The sequence below is a fragment of the Kineococcus sp. NPDC059986 genome, from assembly GCF_040702905.1.
Classification (GTDB): Bacteria; Actinomycetota; Actinomycetes; order Actinomycetales; family Kineococcaceae; genus Kineococcus.
This window is the reverse complement of record NZ_JBFBND010000055.1, coordinates 1-22,700: the sequence shown is the minus strand read 5'-3', so window position 1 is coordinate 22,700 and position 22,700 is coordinate 1. Positions and strand designations below refer to the sequence as shown.

The 22,700-nt window shown below is 73.9% G+C and carries 18 protein-coding genes and 1 riboswitch; of the genes, 8 read left to right on the top strand and 10 right to left on the bottom strand.

What is annotated here, in order from left to right; translation table 11 throughout:
• Window positions 1-123: 123 nt before the first annotated feature.
• Window positions 124-972, bottom strand: coding sequence for a C40 family peptidase (locus AB0637_RS23795; protein ID WP_366175200.1), 849 nt, complete (start codon window positions 970-972; stop codon window positions 124-126).
• A gap of 1 nt (window position 973) precedes the next feature.
• A riboswitch (cyclic di-AMP (ydaO/yuaA leader) is annotated at window positions 974-1,171 on the bottom strand.
• A 284-nt stretch (window positions 1,172-1,455) separates the two neighbouring features.
• Window positions 1,456-2,139, bottom strand: coding sequence for a metal-dependent transcriptional regulator (locus tag AB0637_RS23790; RefSeq protein ID WP_366175199.1), 684 nt, complete (start codon window positions 2,137-2,139; stop codon window positions 1,456-1,458).
• Window positions 2,140-2,271: 132 nt separating this feature from the next.
• Between AB0637_RS23790 and AB0637_RS23785 the strand changes: the two genes are divergently transcribed.
• Window positions 2,272-3,654, top strand: coding sequence for a deoxyribodipyrimidine photo-lyase (locus AB0637_RS23785; RefSeq protein ID WP_366175198.1), 1,383 nt, complete (start codon window positions 2,272-2,274; stop codon window positions 3,652-3,654).
• Between the two features lie 21 nt (window positions 3,655-3,675).
• Here AB0637_RS23785 and AB0637_RS23780 read toward each other — a convergent pair whose 3' ends face one another.
• From AB0637_RS23780 to AB0637_RS23770, 3 genes are all read right to left on the bottom strand, one after another.
• Entirely contained in the window at window positions 3,676-4,836 is a 1,161-nt protein-coding gene (locus tag AB0637_RS23780; RefSeq protein WP_366175197.1) for a flotillin family protein, read from the bottom strand.
• A 1-nt stretch (window position 4,837) separates the two neighbouring features.
• Complete coding sequence (locus AB0637_RS23775; RefSeq protein ID WP_366175196.1) at window positions 4,838-5,050, bottom strand: hypothetical protein; 213 nt, start codon at window positions 5,048-5,050, stop codon at window positions 4,838-4,840.
• Window positions 5,051-5,261: 211 nt separating this feature from the next.
• Window positions 5,262-6,551 carry an MFS transporter gene (locus AB0637_RS23770; RefSeq protein WP_366175195.1) on the bottom strand — a complete coding sequence of 430 codons (1,290 nt, stop codon included), beginning with the start codon at window positions 6,549-6,551 and terminating at the stop codon, window positions 5,262-5,264.
• 470 nt (window positions 6,552-7,021) lie between these two features.
• Between AB0637_RS23770 and AB0637_RS23765 the strand changes: the two genes are divergently transcribed.
• The 5 genes from AB0637_RS23765 to AB0637_RS23745 are packed head-to-tail and all read left to right on the top strand — an operon-like array spanning window position 7,022 to window position 12,693.
• The gene (locus AB0637_RS23765) at window positions 7,022-7,714 is read left to right on the top strand and encodes an NUDIX domain-containing protein (RefSeq protein WP_366175194.1); all 693 of its coding nucleotides are present in this window, start codon (window positions 7,022-7,024) and stop codon (window positions 7,712-7,714) included.
• 60 nt (window positions 7,715-7,774) lie between these two features.
• Window positions 7,775-9,067, top strand: coding sequence for a quinolinate synthase NadA (gene nadA, locus AB0637_RS23760; RefSeq protein ID WP_366175193.1), 1,293 nt, complete (start codon window positions 7,775-7,777; stop codon window positions 9,065-9,067).
• The gene (gene nadB, locus AB0637_RS23755) at window positions 9,064-10,659 is read left to right on the top strand and encodes an L-aspartate oxidase (RefSeq protein WP_366175192.1); all 1,596 of its coding nucleotides are present in this window, start codon (window positions 9,064-9,066) and stop codon (window positions 10,657-10,659) included. Before nadA ends, nadB begins: the two co-directional genes overlap by 4 nt.
• Window positions 10,656-11,528: a carboxylating nicotinate-nucleotide diphosphorylase gene (gene nadC / locus AB0637_RS23750; protein ID WP_366175191.1), complete on the top strand. Its 873-nt coding sequence runs from the start codon at window positions 10,656-10,658 to the stop codon at window positions 11,526-11,528. The genes nadB and nadC overlap by 4 nt, the downstream gene beginning before the upstream one ends.
• A gap of 1 nt (window position 11,529) precedes the next feature.
• On the top strand, window positions 11,530-12,693 hold the full coding sequence (locus AB0637_RS23745; protein WP_366175190.1) for a cysteine desulfurase family protein: 1,164 nt from the start codon (window positions 11,530-11,532) through the stop codon (window positions 12,691-12,693).
• Window positions 12,694-12,851: 158 nt separating this feature from the next.
• Here the strand turns inward: AB0637_RS23745 and AB0637_RS23740 are convergent, their stop codons facing one another.
• The 4 genes from AB0637_RS23740 to AB0637_RS23725 form a co-directional block, all read right to left on the bottom strand.
• Complete coding sequence (locus tag AB0637_RS23740; protein ID WP_366175189.1) at window positions 12,852-14,966, bottom strand: DUF4041 domain-containing protein; 2,115 nt, start codon at window positions 14,964-14,966, stop codon at window positions 12,852-12,854.
• Window positions 14,967-15,256: 290 nt separating this feature from the next.
• Window positions 15,257-15,754 (bottom strand): 2'-5' RNA ligase family protein, encoded by a 498-nt coding sequence (locus tag AB0637_RS23735; protein ID WP_366175188.1) that lies wholly within the window; start codon window positions 15,752-15,754, stop codon window positions 15,257-15,259.
• The gene (locus tag AB0637_RS23730; protein ID WP_366175187.1) at window positions 15,751-16,008 is read right to left on the bottom strand and encodes a hypothetical protein; all 258 of its coding nucleotides are present in this window, start codon (window positions 16,006-16,008) and stop codon (window positions 15,751-15,753) included. The genes AB0637_RS23735 and AB0637_RS23730 overlap by 4 nt, the downstream gene beginning before the upstream one ends.
• A gap of 132 nt (window positions 16,009-16,140) precedes the next feature.
• Window positions 16,141-19,176, bottom strand: a complete 3,036-nt coding sequence (locus AB0637_RS23725) for a S8 family peptidase (protein WP_366175186.1) — start codon at window positions 19,174-19,176, stop codon at window positions 16,141-16,143.
• 177 nt (window positions 19,177-19,353) lie between these two features.
• Between AB0637_RS23725 and AB0637_RS23720 the strand changes: the two genes are divergently transcribed.
• Window positions 19,354-19,992, top strand: coding sequence for a copper resistance CopC family protein (locus AB0637_RS23720; protein WP_366175185.1), 639 nt, complete (start codon window positions 19,354-19,356; stop codon window positions 19,990-19,992).
• On the opposite strand, the gene AB0637_RS23715 is transcribed toward AB0637_RS23720, so the two are convergent.
• Complete coding sequence (locus tag AB0637_RS23715; RefSeq protein WP_366175184.1) at window positions 19,964-21,181, bottom strand: MFS transporter; 1,218 nt, start codon at window positions 21,179-21,181, stop codon at window positions 19,964-19,966. The genes AB0637_RS23720 and AB0637_RS23715 overlap by 29 nt on opposite strands.
• A gap of 100 nt (window positions 21,182-21,281) precedes the next feature.
• On the opposite strand from AB0637_RS23715, the gene AB0637_RS23710 reads away from it, so the two are divergent.
• Window positions 21,282-22,184, top strand: a complete 903-nt coding sequence (locus AB0637_RS23710; protein WP_366175182.1) for a LysR family transcriptional regulator — start codon at window positions 21,282-21,284, stop codon at window positions 22,182-22,184.
• Window positions 22,185-22,700 lie beyond the last annotated feature (516 nt).

Here is a 22,700-nt window from a genome sequence, read left to right as displayed (position 1 = left end):
TCGTCACCATCGGCATCGCGCCGTCGCACCCGGCCACCGGCTTCGGGTACATCCGCCTCGGCAAGCGGCTGCGCCTGCAGGGCGCCCGCAACGCGGTGCACGCCTCTCGCGTGGTGCTTCGGGTCAGACGGTGGGGGCCAGGCGGCCGAAGGTCACCGCGCTGCTCCAGATCGCGCGCAGCGCGACCGGCTTCCCCGTGCGGGGGGCGTCCCACATCATGTTGTCGCCGGCGTAGATGCCGACGTGGTACGCGCGCCCACCGGAGTTCGAGAAGAACACCAGGTCGCCGGGGACCGCGGCGTCGCGGGAGATGGCCTGGGCGGCCTGCTTCTGCGCGTTGGCGGTGCGGGGGATGTTCACGCCGATCTGGCGGTACACGTAGCTGGTGTAGCCCGAGCAGTCGAAGCCGGACGGCGTGGTGCCGCCGTAGACGTAGGGCACACCGGCGTAGTTGTCCGCGATCGACAGGATCTGCACACCCAGCGGGGCCGCCGCGGGCGCGGGGGCCGGAGCGGGCGCGGGCGCATCGGCGGCGACCTGCACGGAGGCGGGCTGCGCCACCGCGACGGCGCTCTCGGCGACGCTGGAGGTGATCGCCGGGGCGAGGTCACCCGTGCGGACACCGCGCTCGAGCACGGGGGCCACGACCACGGGGGCCGGGGCGGGAGCCGCGGCGAAGGTGGCGGTGGTGGCCAGCGTGGTGGCGGTGGCCGGGGCGGAGACCACACCGGGGGCCGTGGTCCCGAAGGCCGCGGGGACGGCGCTCGCGACCGAGGCGACGCTGGCGTCGACGGCGGCGGGAGCCGCGCCGGCGGGGAGGGCGACCGCCACGAGCAGGCCACCGGCAGCAGCCGCGACGGCGCCGGTGCGAGCGGCCCCTCCGGCAGTGCGGGCGAAGCTGTCCGACAGGTCGGTGAAGGGCGTGAGCGGACGGACGGCAGCGCGGTGGCGCGCCTGGACGCGAGTCGTCAAGGTGTGGCCTCTCCGACGCCTGCGAGGTGAGCTGTCGGGTTCGGGCAGGGAGTAGCCCGGCCGGTTCGCACCGGCTTCACCCCAAGGGCTCGGTCGACCTGTCGGTCGGGCCTCACCCGGAGAACTTGGTTCCCCCACCCCTGCCATGTGATGTCTCGGGGGACCTCGTCGCGGTGGCAGGGCTCGGCGTCCGCTGGAGGGCATCCACGTGCGTGGTCGTGGCTGCGGGTGGACCATAACCTGCTGACGACCGCAATGTCACGACCCGGTGACGAAGAGGTGCCGGGCTGGTGACGTCCTGTGAATTCTGCTGTGACGACCTGTGATGGGTCAGCCCCGATCGCCGAGATCCGGCGAGCCGAACGGGTGACGGCCCCCGGCAGGACGTCACGGCTTGTGCCGCAACGCTCCACGGGGGGCCGTCCGGGTGGTTCCAGGTGGCGCGCAGGGCTCCGTCGGGCGTCTGCCCCGCGGGCCGCGCGCTCAGCCGAGGGCGACGAAGATGTGCCCCGCCTCGGCCGGTGTGAGATCCACCACGGTCTCCCCCACGGTGACCTCCACACCCGCGCCGGAGGACTTCGCGACGACCTCGACGCCGGGCACGAGCCCCGCGCTGTGGAACTTCGCCAGCAGCTCGACGTCGGTCTGCAGCGGCTCGCCGAGGCGGCGGACGGTGACGGTGCGGCCCTCGACGTCGGGGGCGGTCAGCGGCTTCACACCGGCCCGGAAGGCCTCGGACGCCTCGCCCTCGCCGAGCTCGGCCAGCCCCGGGATCGGGTTGCCGTAGGGGTCGAAGTGCGGGTGGTCCAGGATCGCGACGAGCCGCTTCTCGACCTCCTCGGACACGACGTGCTCCCAGCGGCAGGCCTCCTCGTGGACCAGGCTCCACTCCAGGCCGATGACGTCGGTGAGCAGCCGCTCGGTCAGCCGGTGCTTGCGCATGACGCGCATGGCCTTGGTGTTGCCGGCCTCGGTCAGCTGCAGGCGGCGGTCCGTGCCCACGTGCAGCAACCCGTCGCGCTCCATGCGGGCCACGGTCTGGGACACCGTCGGGCCGGAGTGGTGCAACCGCTCGGCGATGCGAGCGCGCATCGGCACGATGCCTTCCTCTTCCAGTTCGAAGACCGTCTTGAGGTACATCTCGGTGGTGTCGATGAGATCGCTCACCAGGTCATCATCCGGCATCGGCTCCCGTGGTCGCACCCCTGTCCCCGGACCCGTCCCCGCACCCCGCGGGCACGGGAGCTGCGAACGCCTCCCGATAGCGGGCCGGTCGCCCCACGGCTAGCGTCGGCGACCGTGGCGAGCTCCCCCCAGTCATCCCGCGAGGGCACCGGCGTCCTGTGGTTCCGGCGGGACCTGCGCCTGCACGACCACCCCGCCCTGCTCCAGGCGGCCCGCGACGGCGAGGTCCTCCCCCTCTTCGTCGTGGACCCCGCGCTGTGGGGCCCGTCCGGTGACGTCCGCCGCGCCTACCTCCTGCGCTCGCTGCGCGCCCTCGACGCCGACCTCGGGGGCCGTCTCGTCGTCGAGCGCGGGGAACCGGTCGACGTCGTCCGCAGCGTCGCCCGCCGGGTCGGGGCCCGCCGGGTGCACGTCAGCGCCGACGCCGGACCCTACGGCCGGCGCCGCGACGACGAGGTCGCCGCCGCCCTGGCCGACGACGACCGCGAACTCGTCCGCACCGGGACCCCCTACGCGATCGGGCCGGGCACGATCCTCAACGGCTCCGGGAAGCCGTTCCAGGTGTTCACGCCGTTCTCCCGCGCCTGGAACGAGCACGGCTGGCCCGAACCGGCCGGGCTCCCCGACGACGTCCGCTGGATCGGCGACGGCGAGGGCGTCGACGGCCGGCACTGGCCCGCCGAACCCGACCTCGGCGACCTCGAACTGCCCGAGGCGGGCGAGGAGGCCGCCCACGACCGCTGGCACGAGTTCCTCGAGCACGGCCTGGCCGACTACGGCGGGGAACGGGACCGTCCCGACCACGACGGGACCTCCCAGCTCTCGCACGCCCTGAAGTGGGGCGAGCTGCACCCGCGGACGCTCCTGGCCGACCTGCGCCGCAAGCGCTCCGACGGGGCGCTGACGTACCGGACCGAGCTGTGCTGGCGCGAGTTCTACGCCGACGTCCTGTGGAACCGCCCGGACAGCGCGCGGGAGTACTACAAGCCGCAGCTCGCCGGGCTGCGGTACGCCGACCCCGGCGACGACTTCACCGCGTGGGCCGAGGGTCGGACCGGGTACCCGGTCGTCGACGCCGGGATGCGGCAGTTGCGCTCGGTCGGCTGGATGCACAACCGCGTCCGGATGATCGTCGCGAGCTTCCTCGTCAAGGACCTGCACGTGGAGTGGCAGCACGGCGCGCGGGAGTTCCTGCGCTGGCTGCGCGACGGCGACCTGGCGAGCAACAACCACGGCTGGCAGTGGGTCGCCGGGTCCGGCACGGACGCCTCCCCGTTCTTCCGTGTGTTCAACCCCGTCACGCAGGGCCAGAAGTTCGACCCGCAGGGCGACTACGTCCGCCGCTACGTGCCGGAGCTGCGGCACGTGCCCGGCAAGGCCGCGCACACGCCGTGGGACGTCGAGGACGGGTACGCGCACGGCTACCCCGAACGCATCGTCGACCACGCCCTCGAGCGGAAGGTCGCCCTCGACGACTACGCCCGCGTCAAGGGGTGAGCCTCGCCGCGGGCGCCGGGCTCACGGTTCCAGCTGGGCGCGGGGACGGTTCCCCGACTCCTCGCGCGTGCCCTTCCCGCCCGTGTCGTCCTTGCGGTCGCTGAACTCGAACCCCTCCAGGACCGAGCGCAGGACCGCCGACCCCTGACCGGCGAGCTGGGCCACGACCTCGTTGAGCCCGGTGGCGCCGTTGAGGACGGTGACGTTGGCCCCACCCAGCCCGGCACCGGCGGCGCGGACCATCTCGGGCAGCAGTTCGATGAGCCGCTGCTCCAGCGCGATGCGGTCGCTGCTGGCGGCGGCCTCGGCACGGCGGCGGATCGCGTCGGCCTCCGCCTCGGCGGCGATGCGCACGCGGGCCGCCTCCGCCTCGGCGGGCCGGACGACCTCGGCCGTCAGCTGCTCGCGCCGCAGGTCGGCGTTGCGACGCGCGACCTCCTGCTGGGCCTCGATGACGGCCTGCTGGGCCGTCGCGTCCGCCAGCGGCCCGGCTGCGGCGGCCTTGCGCTGCTCGGCGTCCACCTCGGCCTGGAACTGGGCGCGCACGATCGCGGTCTGCCGGGCGTACTCGGCCTGGTTCCGGGCGCTCTCCTGCTCGGCGGCCGCCGCCTGCTGGGCCGCCATGGCCGCCGCCACGGCCGCGGCCTTGTTGACCTCCGCCTGGTGGGGTTTGGCGAGCGCGGCGATGTACCCGGCGTTCTTGTCGTCGATCTGACTGATCTGCAGCGAGTCGACGATCAGGCCGATCCGGGCGAGCTCGGGTTTGGAGGCGCCCACGATGTTCTCGGCGAGCGCCTGCTGGTCCCGGATGATGCTCTCGACGGTCATGCTGCCGACGATCGAGCGCAGGTGACCGGAGAAGATCCGCCCGACGAGGGCGGGCATCTGGCGCTGGTCGCGGCGGAACCGCCGCGCGGCCTTCGTGATGCTCTCGGGGTCGTCACCGACCTTGAACGCGATGACCGCGCGGACGTGGACGGCCAGCCCCTGGGTCGTGTAGCAGTCCTCGTCGACCTCGGCCTCCTGCATGGCGAGGGTCAGCGTGCTGGCGCGCCGCAGGACGGGCACGACGAACACGCCGTGGCCGGTGACGATGCGGAACGGGGTCTCGGCCCCGTCGCGGGAACGGCGGCCGGAGATCAGCAGCGCCTCGTCCGGTTGCGGGATGCGGTAACCGAACATGTCAGTCCTCCTGGGCCGGTGGGGTGCGCGGTGGCACCCGGAGTTGGTGGACGGGGTAGACCTCGACGGCCCGGTCGCCCCGGCTGGCGGCCACGAGCACCGCCTCGCCGAGCAGGACCTCGCCGTCGGAGTAGGCGATGAAGCTCTCGGTGGCGCCGCGGACCTCCACGGTCACCTCACCGGGCCGCCCGGCACCGCGGATGCGGACGGTCACCCGTCCCTGGCGTCCCACGACGTCGCGATCCACCGGTACCCCCACTTGGTTCGTCCGGGACGCAGACTACTGGTTCGCGGCCCGCCGGGGAGGGTTCGGCCAGAAACGTTCCCGGACGGGAGAAACGCACGCCCGCAACGGGTGTCGGTCACGGACCCGGACGCACACGAAGGTCTCAGGACCCCCACAGCCACCCCGGGCTCCGACCGCCTCAGGGCGTCGGCTGCCGCGCGTCGTACCGCAGGAAACCGCGCTGGACGTTCGCCAGCAGCAGGACGGCGACGACGCAGGCCACGCCACCGGCCAGGGCCGCGAAACCCTCCCCCACCCCGGTCGCGGCCGACCCCAGGACGAGGTCGCCCAGGCGCGGACCGCCGGCGACGACGACGATGAAGACGCCCTGCAACCGCCCGCGCAACGCGTCGGGCGTCGCGACCTGCAGGATCGTGCCGCGGAAGATCGAGCTGACGGCGTCGGCGGCGCCCGAGACGGCCAGCAGCCCCACGCAGGCCCAGAGCTTGCCGGTCGCACCGTCGGGTGCGGCCACGAGCACGACGCCGAACGCGGCGATCGAGGCGCCGTAGACGGCGACGCAGCCGATGACGACCGCGCCCTGCCGGCGGACGCCCCCCAGTGGCCCCGAGAGCAACCCCGCGAGGACCGACCCGACCGCGAAACCCGCCCCGAGGAGGCCGACCGTGCGCGCTCCCCCGCCGAGCTCGGCCGCACCCAGCGCCGGGTAGAGGACGCGCGGCATCGCCAGGACCATGGCGCACAGGTCGGCGAGGAACGTCGTGCGGACGTTGGGGCGGGTCGCGAGGAACCGGATCCCCTCCAGCACCGAGCGCAGCCCGGGCCGGTGGCTGCCCTCGACCACGTCCGGGCGCATGGGGGGCAGGCGGTGGACCCCCACGAGCGCGGCGACGAAGGTCACCGCATCCACGGTGTAGGCGGCCTGGAACCCCCACGTGGCGACGAGGAAGCCCGCCAGCAGCGGGCCGACGGTGAGGGCGATGGCGTTGGTGGTCCCGGACAGGGCGTTGGCGGCGGGCAGCAGCTCGCGCGGCACGATGCCGGGCACGATGGCCGACCGGGCCGGGTTGTTGACGGCGAACGCCGCGCTCTGCAGCGCGACGAGGGCGTAGAGCAGACCGACGGAGTCCACGTGCCACCAGGCCTGGGCCGCGATGGCGATCGAGAGGACCCACAGGACCGAGGAGGCGAGGAGCGCGACGCGACGTCGGTCGTGCGCGTCGACGAGCGCCCCGCCGTACAGGCCCAGCCCCACGAGCGGGACGAGGGCGACGACGCCCACGAGACCGACGGCGAAGGTCGAGGAGGTGAGCGCGTAGACCTGCAGCCCCACCGTGACGACGGTCAGCTGGGTGCCGATGCCGGCGAGGGACTGCCCGATCCAGAGCCACCGGAAGGCCGGGACCTCGCGCAACGGGGTGGTGTCGGCGAACAGGCGCCGCCGCGTGGCGGCGGGTGGTGAGCTCACAGACCGAGGATAGGTCGTTGTCCGGGTCAACCACCCGGTGAGGACAGGCCCGGGGACGCGGAAAGCCCCCGGGCGCTTCCGCGCCGCCGGTCACGAGACCGTCGACGTGGGCCGGTGGACAACCCGGCGCCCGGGGACCCGGTGACTGCCGTGGATTCGCCGCGCTGCGCGGGGCGACCAGAGCGGTCCGCGTCCTGCACGCAGCTGCTAGCGGGCAGCCACCTCACGCGTCCGATGAGAAACCATGTGTTCGGACCACCTCCTTCCCGTGTACCTCGACGGTACGACTGCCGACGCGGGGTTGTCACCCCGTATTTCCCCCTCACTTCCGACGGGCCCGCGGCGGGCCCGCGACGGGGGCCCGTCCACGTCTGAGCGGGCGGCTTGTCGATCGCGCAACGGGGGCCTACAGTGCTCGCCGACCAGTTGTTGTCAGAACCACCCTTACTGATCCGGGGTCCGGCCTCCTCATGAGCACGTCCCAGCAGGTGATCCTCGTCGCGGTGTCGACGGTGATCTTCGCCCTGCTGCCCGACCGTCACGGCGACGTGCGCGTGCACCTGCCGCTGGTGCGCCGCACGCGCGACCCCTTCGGTGGCCAGTGGGCGCTGCCGGGCGGGTGGGTGCGGCTGGAGGAGAGCCTGTCCGACGCCGGCCGGCGCACCCTGGCCGAGACGACCGGCCTGCGGCCGAGCTACCTCGAGCAGCTCTACACCTTCGGCCGCCCCGACCGTTCTCCCGGCCAGCGCGTCGTCTCCGTCGTCTACTCCGCGCTCGTGCGCAACCACGAGGCCGCCGCGGCCGTGGAGGGCGAGAACGTCCGCTGGACGTCGGCCGACGACTGCACCGGCCTGGCCTTCGACCACGACGGGATCGTCCAGTACGCGCTGTGGCGGCTCCGGACCAAGGTGCAGTTCGCCCACGTCGCCCAGCACTTCCTCGACGAGCAGTTCTCCCTCGCGCAGCTGCGCGAGGTGCACGAGGCGGTGCTCCAGCGACCGCTGGACCCCGCGAACTTCCGCCGCCAGGTCGAGGCGTCGGGGACCGTCGTCGAGACCGGCGAACGGCAGACGGGCGGTCGGCACCGGCCGCCCAAGCTCTACCGGGCCGTGGTGCCCGACGGGTCCGCCGGCCCGTTGCGGACCGCGGGCCCCCTCGCCTGACCAGTTCCAGCACGCACCCGCGCAGTCCCGCGCGGAACTCCGAGAGAAGGCAGCAGCACGATGGCGTCCGTCCCCACGCAGATCGCCCTGCTCACCCGCGCCCCGGGTGGGGCGGACAGCACCTGCGACCCCGACCTGCCCACCGCTCCGTGGCAGTTCGACGCGGTCCCCGGTCAGCCGCTGCCCCTGCCGACCTACGGCGCGGGCGCGTCCCGGCAGGACCCGGCCCCGGCCGACTCCCCCGTGCAGCAGCAGATCCCGGCGCAGTACCGGTTGCTGCCCGCCGAGGAGCTGGACCGGCGCATCCGGGCCGCCAAGGCCGAACTGGGTTCCCGGGTGACGATCCTCGGACACGCCTACCAGCGCGACGAGATCGTGCAGTACGCCGACTTCGTGGGCGACTCCTTCCAGCTCGCCCAGCAGTCGCTGCAGCACCCCGAGGCCGAGTTCGTCGTGTTCTGCGGCGTGCACTTCATGGCCGAGACGGCCGACCTGCTGACCACCGACGACCAGCCGGTGATCCTGCCGAACCTCGCCGCGGGCTGCTCGATGGCGGACATGGCCGACATCGACGCCGTCCAGGCCTGCTGGGACCAGCTCGCCGCCGTGTACGGCACGGAACCCGACGCCGACGGCAAGGTTCCCGTCGTCCCCGTGACGTACATGAACTCCGCCGCCGCCCTCAAGGGGTTCTGCGGCGCGCACGGCGGGATCGTCTGCACGAGTTCCAACGCCCGCGAGGTGCTGGAGTGGGCGTTCGAGCGCGGACAGCGGGTCCTGTTCTTCCCCGACCAGCACCTGGGCCGGAACACCGCCAAGGCCATGGGGGTCGCGGTCGAGGACATGCCGGTGTGGGACCCGCGCAAACCGCGCGGCGGGAACTCCGAGCAGGACCTCCTCGACGCCCGCGTGGTGCTGTGGCGGGGCTGGTGCTCGGTGCACCAGCGGTTCACGGTCGACCAGATCGCGCAGGCCCGCGCCAAGAACCCCGACGTCCGCGTCGTCGTGCACCCCGAGTGCCCGATGGAGGTCGTCGACGCCGCCGACGAGGCGGGGTCGACGCGGTACATCCAGCTCGCCGTCGACGCCGCGCCCGCGGGCACGGCGTTCGCCATCGGCACGGAGGTCAACATGGTGCGGCGCCTGGCCGACACCCGGCCGGACCTGACGATCGAGTGCCTCGACCCCGTCGTGTGCCCGTGCTCGACGATGTACCGGATCCACCCGGCCTACCTCGCCTGGGTCCTGGAGTCCCTCGTCGAGGGCCGCGTGGTGAACCAGGTGAGCGTCGCCCCCGACGTCGCGGCCAACGCCCGCACGGCGGTGGAGCGGATGCTGGCGGTCGGCGCGTGACGCGGCGGTCGGGCCCGGCCGCCCGGGAGGTGCACACCGACGTCCTCGTCGTGGGCGCCGGTGTCGCCGGCCTGACCGCCGCGCTGGAGGCGGCCCGCCACGGCCGCGTCGTGCTGGCCACCAAGACGACCCTGGGCGAGGGCAGCACGGCCTACGCACAGGGCGGGATCGCCGCCGCGACGGGCCCGCACGACGTCGCCGCGCACGTCGCCGACACCCTCGCCGCCGGCGCCGGGCTGTCCGCCCCCGCCGCCGTCCGGGCGTTGTGCGCGGCCGGGCCGGCGGCGGTGCGGGTGCTGGCCGAACGGGGGGTCGCCTTCGACCGCAGCCGGCACGAGGGCGGTGGCTGGGCCCTCGGCCTGGAGGCCGCGCACTCGACCCCCCGGATCCTGCACGCCGGAGGCGACCGGACGGGAGCCGCGGTCTCCCAGGCCCTCGCCGACGCCGTGCGGCGCAGCGACGTCGACGTGCGCGAGGACGCGTTCCTGCTGGGGCTGCTGACCTCCGAGGGTTGCGTCACGGGGGCGGAGTTCGCCGTCGGCGCCGCCGACGAGGGCCCCCTGACCCTGCTGCGGGTGCACGCCGACGCCGTGGTGCTCGCCACGGGCGGGGCGGGCCAGCTGTTCAGCCACACGACGAACCCGGCCGTCGCGACCGCCGACGGGCTCGCGGCCGCCTTCCGCGCGGGCGCGCTCGTGGCCGACCTGGAGTTCTTCCAGTTCCACCCGACCGTGGCGGCCGTGGCCACCCCCTTCCTCGTGTCCGAGGCCGTCCGCGGCGAGGGTGCCGTCCTGCGCGACCGCACGGGCCGCCGGTTCGCCCTCGACGCCGACCCCCGCGGCGAACTCGCGCCGCGCGACGTCGTGGCCCGGGCGATCGCCACGGCCATGGCGGGGCAGGGCGGAACCCCGGTGCTGCTCGACGCGACCGGGGTCTCGACGGCCCTGGGACGCCCGTTCGCCGAGCGGTTCCCGGGCATCGCCGCGCTCTGCGCGCAGGCCGGCCTGGACCCCGAGCACGACCCGGTGCCCGTCACCCCGGCCGCGCACTACTGGATGGGCGGCATCCGCACCGACGCCGCCGGACGCACCTCCCTGCCCGGGCTGTGGGCCGCGGGCGAGGTGGCCTGCACCGGGGTGCACGGCGCCAACCGGCTCGCGTCGAACTCCCTGCTGGAGGCGCTCGTCGTGGGCGGGGCGGTCGTCGCGGACATCACCAGCGGACCGGGCGCCGCGGAGTTCGCCGACGACGAGGTCACCGAGGTGCAGGCGGCCGCACGCCCCGTCGCCGCCCACGTCGGCCGCCTCGACCTGCAGGCCGCATTGTGGGAGCACGCGGGTCTGGTGCGGGAGGCCCCCGGCCTCGCCGTCGCCACGAAGCTGCTCACCCCGCAGGAGGCCCCCGTCGAGCTCGACGCGGACGACCTCGACGTGCCCCGGTCGACGTGGGAGGACGCCAACCTCCTCCTCGCCGGGCAGCTGCTCGTCGCGGCCGCGACCGCCCGCGAGGAGAGCCTCGGCGCCCACTTCCGTTCCGACCACCCCACCGCCCCGGCGCAGCCGCGCCGCCGCAGCCTCCGGAGGACCGCGTGACCCCCACCACCCCCGCGAGCGTGGTCGCGCTCGCCCTCGCCGAGGACGCCCCCTGGGGCGACGTGACGAGCGAGTCGCTGCTGCCCGCCGACGCGCTCGCCGACGCCCAGCTCGTCGCCCGCGAACCCGGTGTGCTCGCCGGGTCGGCCGCCGCGCGCGAGGCCTTCACCCAGGCCGCGGCCCTCACCGCCGGCACGCTGGAGACGCTGGAGCTGGCCGCCGACGGCACCCGCTTCGCGGCGGGCGACGTCCTGGGCCGCGTCCGCGGGACGGCGCGCGCGGTCCTGCGGGCCGAGCGGATCGCTCTGAACCTGCTGCAGCACCTGTCGGGCGTCGCGACCCTCACGGCCGCCTTCGTCGACGCGGTCGCCGGCACGGACGCCCGCATCGTCGACACCCGCAAGACGACGCCGGGTCTGCGCGCGCTGGAACGGGCCGCCGTGCGGGCCGGCGGCGGACACAACCACCGCTGGTCGCTGTCGGACGCCGTCCTGGTCAAGGACAACCACCTCGCGGTGCTGCTGGCGAGCGGGCTCGACGTCACCACGGCCCTGAAGTCCGTGCGGGAGAACGTGTCCCACACGACGACGATCGAGGTCGAGGTGGACCGGCTCGACCAGCTCGAGGCCGTGCTGGCCGCCGACGTCGACGTCGTCCTCCTCGACAACTTCTCCCTGGCCGACCTCGCCGCCGGTGTCGCCCTCGTCCGGTCGCGCTCGCGCGCCCTCGTCGAGGCCAGCGGCGGCGTCACGCTGCAGACCGTGCGGGGCATCGCCGAGCAGGGCGTCGACCTCGTCTCGGTGGGCGCGCTGACCCAGAACGCCCGCACCCTCGACCTCGGGCTCGACACGACCGTGCTCGGCGCCTGAGGTGGACACCCCCGCCGGCACGACCACGGCCTACCTCGACCACGCCGCGACGTCCCCGCCGCGGCGCGAGGTCCTCGAGGCCGTCTGGCCGTACCTGACGAGCGTCACGGGGAACCCTTCCAGCGCGCACGCGGTGGGCCGCGCAGCCAAGGCCGGGCTCGACGCCGCCCGGGGGGCCGTGGCCGACGTGCTCGGCGCCCGGCCCGGGGAGGTCGTCTTCACGGCCGGCGGCACCGAGGCCGACAACCTCGCCGTGACGGGCATCGCCACCGCGAACCCCCGGGGGCGGCACGTCGTGGTCTCCGCCGTCGAGCACCCGGCCGTCCTGGAAACGGCGTACGCGTTGCGCGACAGCGGGTTCACGGTCGACGTCGTCGGTGTCGACGCGGAGGGCCGGGTCGACCTCGCGGAACTGGAACGGCTGCTGCGACCGGACACGACGCTCGTGTCGGTGATGTACGCGAACAACGAGATCGGCACGGTGCAGCCGCTGCCGGAGATCGCCGCGCTCTGCCACCGGTCCGGGATCCCGCTGCACACCGACGCCGTCCAGGCCGCGGGGCACCTCGACCTCGACGTGGACCGCCTCGGCGTCGACGCGCTGTCGGCCTCGGCCCACAAGTTCGGCGGGTTGCGGGGCGCGGGGTTCCTCTGGGTGCGGGGGTCGGTCCCGCTGGCGCCCGTCCTGCACGGCGGCGGGCAGGAGCTCGGTCGCCGCTCGGGGACGAGCGACGTGGCCTCGGCCGTCGGGACGGCCGTGGCGCTCCACCTCGCCGCGACCGCCCGCGCCGTCGAGGTCCCGCGCCTGCAGGCCCTGCGCGACCGGCTGGTCGACGGTGTGCTCGCGTCGGTGCCCGGCGCCCGCCTCACGGGGTCGCGGACCCACCGGCTCCCGGGGCACGCCTCGTTCTGCTTCGAGGGCGTCGGCGGGGAGACCGTGCTGGCCGAACTGGAGGCCGTGGGGATCGTCTGCTCGAGTGGATCGGCCTGCGCCGCAGGCTCCGACGACGCCTCCCACGTGCTGCTGGCGACCGGTCTGTCCGCCGACGTGGCCCGCACGGCCGTCCGCTTCACCCTCGGCACGGGCTCCTCGGACGACGACGTCGACCGCGTGCTGGCCGAGCTCCCCGCCGCGGTCCTGGCCGCGGGGGCGCTGCGGACCTGACGAACCGGGCCTGCCTGGCGGTCGCCGTGAGTGCCCACCTCGTCCGCTCACGCCGAGGTCCGGGTGCACGCCAGGCACGACGACCACCCGCTCACCCCCGGAGGCCGCGCATCCTCTCGGAAGCGAGATCACGGGATGCAAGCCGAGGCCAAGGCCCCTCATGGAGCCCGGGGAGTCGTCGGAGTCAGGTGCTCACCGCTCTGGCGCCACTCCAGCGCCTCCGCGAAGTCCTTGTAGCTCAGCAGGTGTGAACCGGCGATCTTTGCCAGCGCCTCACGCACGTCGGCCGGGGTGGCGTAGAAGAACTCGCGGTGCCGGTTGACGCGGTTGACGCGCTGTTCGGCGAAGATGTTGTGCAGCTTGCCCTCCAAGCCGACGGCGTCCTCGCTCTGGATCAGCGCGTGCACATCGAACCGGAACGGCACGGAAGCGTCACCCAGCTCGCGCACCCGGTCCATGGGATCACGACGTCGGGTCATGCCGATCTTGACCATCCGCTCGCCGAACGCGCCCAAGTTGGAGATCACGTAGACCCAGCCGGCGCGCAGGTTCGCCTGGCGGGCATCGACCTTGACCATCTCCTCCTGGACGTCGTGCAGCTTGGCCCGCAGGTCCGCGACGGCCGCAGAGGATGCGACACCGGTGCTCGCCACCTCCAGCGCGGCGAGGTAGTGCTCTTCCTCCCGGCGCAGCTTGGCCCTCTCCCGTTCGAAGTCGGCCAAGGCCTTGACTGCCTCACGAGCCTGCTCACGGGCCTCCCGCAGCCGTTCCCGTTCTTCCTCGACCTTGGCCAGGTGATCAGCGGTCAAGCGAATCTCCTGCAGCCGGGTACGCAAGTAGCGTTCGCTGACACGGATCGACATCATCGATCCCAGCCGGGCGATGGTCTCGGCGGCTTTCTCCAACCGCTGTGTCGCGGTGTGCACGGTGTGAGGGCGGACGCTGCGCACGCAGTTGTCGGCTTCGGCGTTGAAGGCTCGCAGCATCAGCTTCGAGGTTTCCTTGACCATCTTGGCGCCATCACGGCTAGAACCGTTGACCTGCCAGTTCGTCGTCGCCAGCACCGCCCCACCGTCGCGAACCATCGCTTTGATGTTGTCCTTGAGCTTCGCCAGACGGGCCTTGTAGGCGACGGCATCGTCCAGCGGGTGGGAGTAGCGGTAGATCCCGGCCTCCTGCAGTACCGCCTCCTCGTCGGTGACGATCAAGCTCTCCCGCAGCAGAGCCAGATCGGCCTGAGCAGCGGCGATGTCACGATTCACCACCTCCAACTCTTGTCGGGCGGTGTGCAGTCGCCGATCGGCGTGACCTTGCTGCTGCGCCAGTGTCAGACGCCGGGCCGCGGTCTCGGCGGTCAACTGCACCGCATCGAGCGCACCCAACTGCTGGACCTGCTCGCGCAGGAACGCGTTGTCGGCTTCGGCCGTCGACAACGCCGATCGCAGTTGACGGACCTGCTCGCTCAGTCGGACGGCATCGGTCCCGCCGAGACTCGCCAGCTGAGCCCTGAGGGCGGTGTTGTCCTCTTCACGCGCCCGCTGGCGGCGGCCCAGCCAGCGAGACCGTGTCGCGGACTCGGTCTGCAGTGAGTCATCCGCGGAGACGCTCGAAGACTGTGCTCGAGAGTGAGCGGCCGGCTCACGTGATCCCGCCGGCGCATGGTGCCCGACGGGCGAGGTCGGAGTCGGCGTAGCTCTGCTGTCGATGTCAGGGGTGGTGTCTTCGTCCTCCTCGACGCTGATGCCGAAGTGCCGGGCCAGGGCAGCCAACCCCTCGTCCCAGCCCTGGCCGACGCAGCGGACTTTCCAGCCATCGCCGCGGCGGTAGACCTCGACGGCGATCAGCGCCGGCTCACTGCCGGCACCGATCAGGTCCAACTGCGCGACAACCTGCTGAGCGGCGTCGTGCAGCGTGACGGTGAGGCCCTCGATCCGCCCGATGAGGCCACCATCGGCGCTCAACGTCACGTGCAGGGCGGTGATGTCGGAGGAGACAGCATCCAGCTGCAGACGAACCCCGTCGAAGGCTCGGCCTCCTTGAGCAACCTGGCCCAGGTGCCGCACGGATCCGGCGACACCTGTCGACTGGTTGTAGAAGACGAAGTCGGCATCCGATCGCACCTTGCCGTCGGCGGTGACCGCGACGACGGCGACGTCAACCGCGTCCGCTCCTGCAGGGGCTGGCCAGGAGGCGATGACGTCGAGGTGTCCGCCGCGGCAGACGTGCGCGGGCAGCTCGCGGTTGGCGCCACGGGGAAGCGGGAAGCTCGTCACCGGACGAGTCTGCCGATCAGCACAACGCCTTGTGGGTGTTTTCGGCAACCGGTCCTGCTCTCCGGCGACTTCACCATCACCCCACTGGACGCGGTCCCAGCTGCTGCCGGCGCAACCAGCACGCGCTCTCGATCGTCACCGTGGGCACCGCATCGAGATGCCCCTCACGCGGCGATGTCCCTGCAGCGTCACGGTCGCGGCGCCCTGGGCGACCTCGCGGTCGTCCGCCACGATGCTCGGTCGTGTCGACGTCCCGGTCGACGGCGAGTGCCCGTGGCGGCAGGACGGGACTAGCCGAAGGGCACCGTCTCGACGTGGTCCCAGGGGCCGCCGGCGTAGCGGTGCACGGCGAGGCCCGTGACGGTGAACTCCCAGGGCGTCAGCTCCACCGTCAACTGCTGGACGGTGGCGCGCGCCACGGCCGGGTCGACGAAGTTCTGCACCGTGACGTGCGCGGAGAAGCCGTGCCCGTCCTGCCGGGTCAGCCGGCCCGCGAAGTCCGCCGCCACCGCGGCCCGCGCCGCGCTCAACCCCGGGCTCGCGACGACGAGCGCCGCCCCGCGCCCCAGGGACCGCACACCGGTGACCTGCGCGGTCGGGGCCGGCCGCGCGCAGGCGCGCCGCACCGCGTCGAGGACGTCGCCGAGGGCGTCGCCCGGCAGGGCGTGGAACAGGGTCAGGTGCGCCGCGAGCCGGTTGCGCTCGGGCGGGAAGTGCGTGCGCCGCAGACGGTCGAACACCTCCTGGGTCCCCGGGTCGACCGCGGCGGCGACGACGAACGGGTTCACCCGAAGACGACGACCGTCGCCGCGACCCCCACGGCGACGCACACCACGGCGAGGGCGAGGGCGACCGTCCACCAGACGCGGTCGGGGTGGCCGGTGCGCAGGGCCCGCACCCCGAAGCCCACGACGACGAGGCCCATGACGATCGACAGCGGGGCGATGACGAGGGAGACGACCAGGCCCGCGACGGAGGCGACGATGCCCGCGATGGCGCCCGTGTTCGTCGGCTCGGTCCGCTGGGTCCCTGGCTGCTGCACCGGGCCACTGTGCCACGGCCGCTGCGGTGGGGCGCTCGAGCGCCCACCCGGACGCGGCACGACCCGGCCACCTCTGAGAAGTGGCCGGGCCGTGGTCCGGGGGCAGCGCCGGCCGGTGCCGGCGCGTGCGGGTCAGCCGACGCTGACGACCGTCCGCTGGGCGGAGTCGCCGTAGGCGATCGTGCCGAGGTACCGCTTGGCCGGGTCGAGCCCGCTCCACGACGCGGTGAGCGTCGTGGGACGGCCCTGGACGAGGCGCAGCGGGTCCGGGCTGACCCGGAAGCTCCCCACGCCCGCACCGGCACCCAGCACGTAGGACGTCACGGCGTAGCCCGCGTCGGCGGCACCCCCGGCACCGGCGTAGCCGGAGACCTGCAGGACGTACCGACCCGGTTCGACGAACCCGTCGATCCGCTCGTCCGCCGCGCTCGTCGCGGACTGGGCGACGAGCGTCCCGCCGTCGGTGTAGAGGAACAGGTCGACGTCCGACCCGACCTGGCCGACGAGGTCGAAGCGGGTGAACGTCGTGCCCTCGGGGATGGTGACCGGGAACTCCCAGACGTCGCCGACGGGCACGCGGCCGCTGCGGGTGTCACCGGCCACGAGGCCGGAGGTCGTGAGGTCCAGCGAACCGGTGGTCCCGGGCAGGACCGTCGCCTGCACCGAACCCGACCGCCCCGCGGGGGCGGTGAGGTCCGCCGGGACCCCGCCGAGCGTCAGCGGCTTGAGGGCCACGGGCGAGCGGACGGTGAGGCGGTCGCCACCGGTCCAGGTGAGCGAGCCGGCGGTCCACTGGTCGACCGGGGCGGTCGTGCGGCGGAACGTGACGCGGAACTGCCCGGTCTGCCCCGGCTGGAGGTTGAGCACGCTGGGCTGCACCGACACCGCGAACCCGGGCACGGACGCCTGGGCGTAGTAGAGCCCGCCCGTCACGGCCGTCACCGAGCGGGTGACGGTGCGCGTCCCCACGAGGTCCCCGACCGCGATGGAGGCCTGGTTGAGGTCGCTGGGGTCGACGGCCTCGAGGCCGGTGCCGGTGTCGACACCGGAACCCTCGAGCCAGCGCAGCCAGTCGACGGGCGTGGAGTCGTAGACGAGACCGGGGGTCAGCATCTTCGTCGGGTCCACGAAACCGGCCCCGCCGGACAGGACGTCGCGCACGGGCTTGCCGTCCGCGCCGACGAGGTCGCGGGCCGTCGTCATGAGGGCCGACTTGACCATCATGGGCGTGAACTCGGGGTGCGCCGCCAGGTAGAGGGCGGCGAGGCCGGTGACGTGCGGGGCCGACATCGACGTGCCGGACTCGGGGGCGAACAGGTCCTTGCCGTTGGTCGAGGCGACCGGCGAGTACCCGGCGATGACCCCGGAACCGGGCGCCGTGAGGTCGGGCTTGAGGACGTCACCGTCGTCGACGAGCGCGGGGCCGCGCGAGGAGAACGCCGAGATCTGCGGGGTCGCGGTGGGCTTGCCCGTCGTGTTGCCGACCTGGAAGGAGGCCGTCGGGTTCCGGGTCCCCTTGACGTAGGCGACGACCCGCTCGCCGGCGGTGGTGTCGAGGTGCACCGTCGGCACGGAGTGCGCGTCGGGTTCGAGGGAGTTCGGGGTCGGGTTGTAGAGGACCATCCCGACGCCGCCGGCGCGGGCGACCTCGGCGGACTTCGCGACGCGGGCCGTGATGGCCCGTTCGCAGACGACGATCTTCCCCTTCGCCTTGGCCGGGTCGAGCGACCCGTCGAGGCACTTGTCGGCGTCGTCGGCCGGGGCCTGGCGGATCTTCACGGCCGAGCCCAGGACGATCGGCGCGGAGGCCAACGGCTTCTGCTGCAGGCGAGCACCGACGAGCTTGGTGCCGTCGCCGAGGACGACCGTGCCCTCGTGCAGGACGGAGGTGGCGGCGGCGACCGAGGTCACCCAGGGGCTCTGGTGGTCGACCGTCGAGGCGGCCGGACCGGAGTTCCCGGCCGAGGCCGAGACGAAGATGCCGGCGGAAGCCGCGGACAGGAAGGCCAGCTCGACCGGGTCGGTCGGGTCGGGCGAGGGGTCGGACCCGATGGAGTAGTTGATGACGTCGACGTTGTCGGCGACGGCCTGGTCGATCGCGGCGACGAGGTCGGAGGTCTGGCAGCCGTTGTCGCCCTCGTCGGACGTCCAGCAGACCTTGTAGACGGCGAGCGCGGCCGCCGGGGCGATGCCGGTGACCTTGCCGTAGGAGTCGCCCTGGATGGTCGCGGGGACGCCGTTCTTCCCCACGGCCGTGGTGCCCGTGTGGGTCCCGTGCCCGTCGCTGTCGCGGGCGGAGTCGAACTCGTCGGGCGAGAGCGCGTGGGCCTCGAGGAACCCGTCGTCGAACGTGCGCGCCCCGACGACCTTCGTCGAGCAGTTCGCGGCGGTCCAGTCCTGACCGGTCTGGCAGACCCCGGTGTAGGTGCCGCCGTCGGCCTTGGCCATCCGGATGGTCGACCCGCTGAGGTAGGGACCGTAGGGGTCGTTCGCCGGGGCCTTGGCCGGCAGCTTGGAACCCGCGACCGAGGGGTGCTCGGGCCACAGGCCCGTGTCGAGGTCGGCGACGACGATCCCGCGACCTGCCTTGGCGACACCGCCGAGCTGGTTCCAGACGCCGTTCCTCCCCGTGAGGCCGAGGTAGTCCGCGGTGGTCCCGACCGGTGCGCCGGCGGCCGCCGAGGCCGAGACCTGGGCCTGTCCCTGGCTGCCGGTGGTGGTGTCGGCGAGGTGCCGGGTGACGTCGGGGGCGACCGAGACGACGCCGGTCGTGCCGGCCAGCTTCTTGGCCTGGGCCCCCGTGAGGTGGGCGCTGAACCCGTTGAGCGCCACGGTGTACCGCTGCTGCGGGACGGCCCCGACGACGTCGGCGACCTTCGTCTGCGCCGACAGGAGCAGGTCGCGGTAGCGGCGGGTCGTGGACTGGGTCATGTCGAGCTGACCGCCGGCCGACTTCAGCTTCGGGATGCCGGGGACGGAGCCGTCGTAACCGGCGATGGGGTCCTGCGCGAGCGTGACGACGTAGTTGCCGTCCGAGAAGTGCGTCGTGGGGGCGGGCGGCGCGGTGGACGGCGGGGCGGCCGTCGCGGGGAGGGCGGGCGCGACGGTCAGGAGGATCCCCACCCCCATCGCGAGCGCCGTGGTGGTGAGCGGACGACGGGCGACCACAGGGTCCTCCAGCGGGAGCAGAGTGAAGGATTACTAGAAGTGTGCATCTTGTGACAGTCGGTGAAGACGTGACGCGGGGCAGCCAATCGGGTGACGGGCGAGTCGTCAAGAGCGACACGACATCGGGGTACCGGGGCCGGAAACCCCGTCGTCTCCGACGCTCCGTAGTCTTGGGACGTGCCGACCACCGCAGCCCCCCGGTCCACCGCTCCCGCCCCGGCCCGCCGGCGAGGGCGCCGGACGGTGCTGGTGACGGCCGCCGGCGCCCTGGCGCTCGCGGGCGGACTGGCCACGGCGGGGCCGGCGGCGGCCCACGACCGCCTCGAGTCGACCAACCCCGCGGACGGCGCCACCGTCGCCACCGCCCCGGACGCCGTCGTCCTGACGATGTCCTCGACCCCGCTCGCGCTCGGCACACAGGTCCGCGTGACCGGACCGGACGGGACGGTTTCGGAGGGGAACCCGCAGATCGTCGACGCGACCGTCTCCGAACCGCTGACGGGCGCGCGACCGGCCGGGACCTACCAGGTGGAGTGGCGCATCACGTCCTCCGACGGTCATCCCGTCTCGGGCAGCTTCTCCTTCACCGCGACCGGGGCGGCGGGCGGTGGCGCGACGACGTCGTCCTCGAGCCCGTCCTCGGGCACCTCCGCGAGCGCGTCGCCCAGCGCGCCGAGCTCCAGCCCGGCCGTCGTGGACCCGTCGAACCCCGTCGCCTCGGACGGCGACGGCGGCCTCATCGCCGCCGGGATCGCCGTCGTCGTGGTGGTCGGCGGCATCGGCGGGTTCATCGGCTACCGGCGCCGACGGGGCTGAGCACCCGCCCGGTCCGTTCCAGGCGCAGGTCGAGGAACCAGACGAGCACCACGAGGACGCCGAAACCCGCCCCGACGGCGCTGACGAGGGGCCAGCCGCCGGCACCCCAGGCGGCCGACCCCACGGCCGACCCGAGCGCCCCACCGGCGAAGTACGTCGTCATGTAGACGGAGTTCAGCCGCGCCCGGGCGTCGGGCCGCAGCGGGTAGACGACGTTCTGGTTCGAGACGTGGACGGCCTGCAGGAACATGTCGGCGAGTCCGAACCCGAGGACGAACAGCAGCAGGGACGTCAGCCACACCGAGCTCGACAACCCCAGCAGACCCCACGTGGCGACGAGCCCGACGGCCCCGATGCCCGTGGCCCACTGCCCCTTGCCCGCGTCCGCCATCCGGCCGGCGAGGGAGGCCATCGACGCACCGGCCACCCCGGCGAGCCCGACGAGACCGATCTGCAGCTCCGACAGGCCGAAGCGCGGACCGGCCAGGAGGAACGTCGTCGTCGCGAAGAGCACCGAGACCCCCGCGAACCCCAGCCCGCCCAGGAGCGCGCGGGTCCGCAACCGCGGCAGTTCGACGACGAGCCGCGCGGCCGAGGCGAGCGTCGCGAAGTAGCCGCCCTCGGCCGTCGGGGTCACTCGGGGCAGCCTGCGGCGCAACAGCACCGCGATGACGAGCAGCCCCACGGCGACGAGCGCGTAGGGCGCGTGCCACCCCCAGACCTCGGCGAGCGCCCCGGAGACGCTGCGCGCCAGCAGGGCCCCGATGAGCAACCCGCTCATGACCGTCCCGACGGCGCGCCCCTCGCGGCCGGGTTCGGCCAGTTCGGCGGCGAACGGGACGAGGACCTGCGCCGCCACCGAGAACACCCCTGCGACCGCGGTGCCGACGACGAGCACGGCGTAGGTCGGGGCGAGCGCGCAGACGGCGTGCCCGACCGCGGCGAGCACGGCGAGGGTGACGAGCAACCGGCGCCGTTCCAGCAGGTCCCCGAGCGGGACGACGAGCAGCAGACCGAGTCCGTACGAGACCTGCGCGACGGTCACGAGCGCCGCCGCCCGGCCATCCCCGACGCCGAGGTCGGCGGCGATGGTGTCGAGCAGGGGCTGGTTGACGTAGTTGCCGCCGACGGTCAGGCCGGTCGTGACGGCCATGAGCAGCAGCAGCGGGCGGGTCAGCACGTGCCTCATCGTGCGCCTGCCCGGTGCCGCTGTCCAAGCGATGGGCCGGGCCCGACCGATCGCGGATCGCGATCGACAGGTCGGCGCACCCCGGCCGAGACTGGATCCCGTGACCCCCCTGCAGCTCCAGTGCGTGCTCGCCGTCGCCGGTGAACTGCACTTCACCCGCGCCGCGGCGCAGCTCGGGGTGGCCCAGTCCGCGCTGAGCCACCAGGTCGCCGCGCTCGAGGCCGAACTCGGGACCCGGCTCTTCGAGCGGACCAGCCGCCGCGTCCGGCTGACCGCGGCGGGGGCCGCCCTGCTCCCCCGGGCCCGTTCCGTGCTCGCCGAACTCGACCGCCTGCGCACCGACGTCGTCGCCGCGGGCGGCGCGGTCGCCGGCCGGCTGCGCATCGGGACCGTCCCGACGCTGCCGGAGGTCCGGCTCGCCGACGTCCTCACCGACCTGCACCGACGTCACCCCGCCGTCCGCGCCTCCGTCGTGGTCCAGGGCAGCGACGCGACCCTCACCGGGGTCGGCGACGGCTCCCTCGACGTCGGGTTCGTCGGCCTGCCGCTCACCGAACCCCCGGCGGGGGTGGAACGCCGGCTCCTCGCGGTCGAGCGGCACGTGGCCGTCGTCGCCGCCGACGACCCGTGGAGCGGGCGGCGCCGGGTGCGCCTGCGCGACGTCGCCGCCCGTCCCTGCGTCGACTTCCCCGCCGGCACCGGCGGCCGCCGCCAGACGGACGCCGCCTTCGCGGCGGCCAGCCTCGTGCGCGACGTCGTCGTGGAGTCCGACGACGTGACCCTCGTCCTCGACCTCGTGCGCCGGGGCGTCGGGACGGCCCTCCTGCCCGCCTCCACCGTGCTCGACCGCTCCGGCCTGCACACGGTCTCCGTCGTCGACGGCCCCGCCCGCCGCAGTTCCGTCCTGCACGCCGGCGACGGCGCCTCCGCCGCGACCCGCGCGTTCCTCGCCGAGCTCGACCGGCACCTGCCCGCGGGCACCGAGCCCCGCGGGGCGGGGTGAGGGCTCCGCCCACCCACACCCGGTCCCATTCCCGGCCCCATGCCCGGTCCGACGTGGGTGCAGGTGAGGCCGGCGCGCCGGTCGTCAGGACGACGCCCGAGCCGTTCCCACGCCCGTTCTCACGGTGACACCCATCGGGACACCCACGTGGAGTCAGCTGTGGGTGTCCCGAACGGGTCGCCCCCACGACGTCGAGGGGACACCCACGGGTGTTCCCATGCCCGCCCCCATGCCCGGTGCCATGCCCGGCCCCATGCCCGGCCCGACGTGGGTGCAGGTGTGGGGACGGCGCGCCGGTCGCCAGGACGACACCCGAACCGTTCCCACGCCCGGTCCCACGCCCGGTTCCACGCCCGGTTCCACGCCCCCGCACTCCCACCGACACCCCCGGACGCAGCGAGGGGCGGGACCCGGTCGGGTCCCGCCCCTCGCTCACACGACGGCCGCAGCCGCCCTCACGTCCCGCTCAGGGGACGATGAGGCCGTTCGTCTGCGTCCGCGCCCGGTCGAACCGCG